Annotated in this window: 1 protein-coding gene; it reads left to right on the top strand. The window is 65.8% G+C overall.

The genetic code is table 11. The annotated features are described in order from the left end of the window. Nucleotides 1-66: 66 nt before the first annotated feature. Nucleotides 67-1,223, top strand: a protein-coding gene (locus RIE32_07605; GenBank protein MEQ9096112.1) for an IS3 family transposase whose coding sequence is annotated in 2 segments (ribosomal slippage) — nucleotides 67-319 and nucleotides 319-1,223 — 1,158 coding nt in all. Because the reading frame shifts where the segments join, the coding sequence is not laid out codon by codon here. The last annotated feature ends 26 nt before the right edge of the window (nucleotides 1,224-1,249 follow it).

The raw sequence follows: 1,249 nt of genomic DNA, 5'->3' as shown, positions 1-1,249 counted from the left end.
TGACCTGAGCCCCGCAAATTCCTCCAGATTTGATTAGAGTCCGTCACCCTTCAGGAGACGGATCAGATGAAGCGCAGTCGGTTCAGCGAAGAGCAGATCATCGCGATCTTGCGTGAGCAGGAGGCGGGTCAGAAGACGGCGGATGTATGCCGCCGACATGGGATCAGCGACGCGACGTTTTACAAGTGGAAGGCCAAGTATGGCGGCCTTGAGGTGTCCGAGGCCAAGCGGCTTAAGAGCTTGGAAGACGAGAACGCGCGGCTGAAGAAGTTGCTGGCGGAGGCGATGCTGGACAACGCCATGCTGAAGGACATCGCGTCAAAAAAATGGTGACGCCCGCAGCGAGGCGGGAGGCCGTTGCCCACCTGCGTGCGGCGCACGCGGTGAGCGAGCGGCGGGCGTGTTGTGTCCTGGCGGTGGATCGGTCGTCGGTGCGCTACCGGTCGTGCAGACCTGACGACGGGGAGGTCCGTGAGCGCCTGCGGGCGCTCTCGCGCGAGCGGCGGCGGTTTGGGTATCGGCGCCTTCACCTGTTGCTGGCCCGCGAGGGGATCGCGATGAACCACAAGAAGCTCAGGCGGCTATATCGCGAGGAGAAGCTCCAGGTGCGTCGCCGGGGTGGGCGCAAGCGGGCGCTGGGGACGCGCGCACCCCTGAGCCTCCCGGACGGGCCGAACCAGAGATGGTCGCTGGACTTCGTGTCCGACGCGCTGTCGAACGGGCGGCGCTTCCGGATCCTGGCGATCGTCGACGACTTCACCCGCAAGTGCCTGGCTCTGGTGGCCGATACCTCGCTCTCGGGCCAGCGCGTGGTGCGGGAGCTCGACACCCTGATCTGGCGGCGGCGGGCCAGGCCGCAGACCATCGTCAGCGACAACGGCACCGAACTCACCAGCATGGCGGTGCTGCGCTGGAGCCAGGACCGGGCCGTCGAGTGGCACTACATCGCGCCGGGCAAGCCGATGCAGAACGGCTTCGTGGAGAGCTTCAACGGGCGCCTGCGCGACGAGTGCCTGAACGAGACGCTGTTCGCCTCGCTGGGCCACGCCCGCGCCGTGCTCGGCGCCTGGAAGGAGGATTACAACACCGTCAGGCCGCACTCGAGCTTGGGCGGCAGGACCCCATCCGAGATCGCCGCGCAAGCAGGTGCAGGGCATGCCCTGCACCTGCTTGCCATCCCATCAACAACAAGCCATCAATCGATGCCCGGGCTCTACCAATAGCTGGATGAAACTCGGGGCTCAGGTCA

The organism is Phycisphaerales bacterium, assembly GCA_040221175.1.
Lineage (GTDB): Bacteria > Planctomycetota > Phycisphaerae > Phycisphaerales > UBA1924 > JAHCJI01.
The sequence above is the reverse complement of the archived record's forward strand: the minus strand, read 5'-3'. Positions and strand labels throughout refer to the sequence as shown.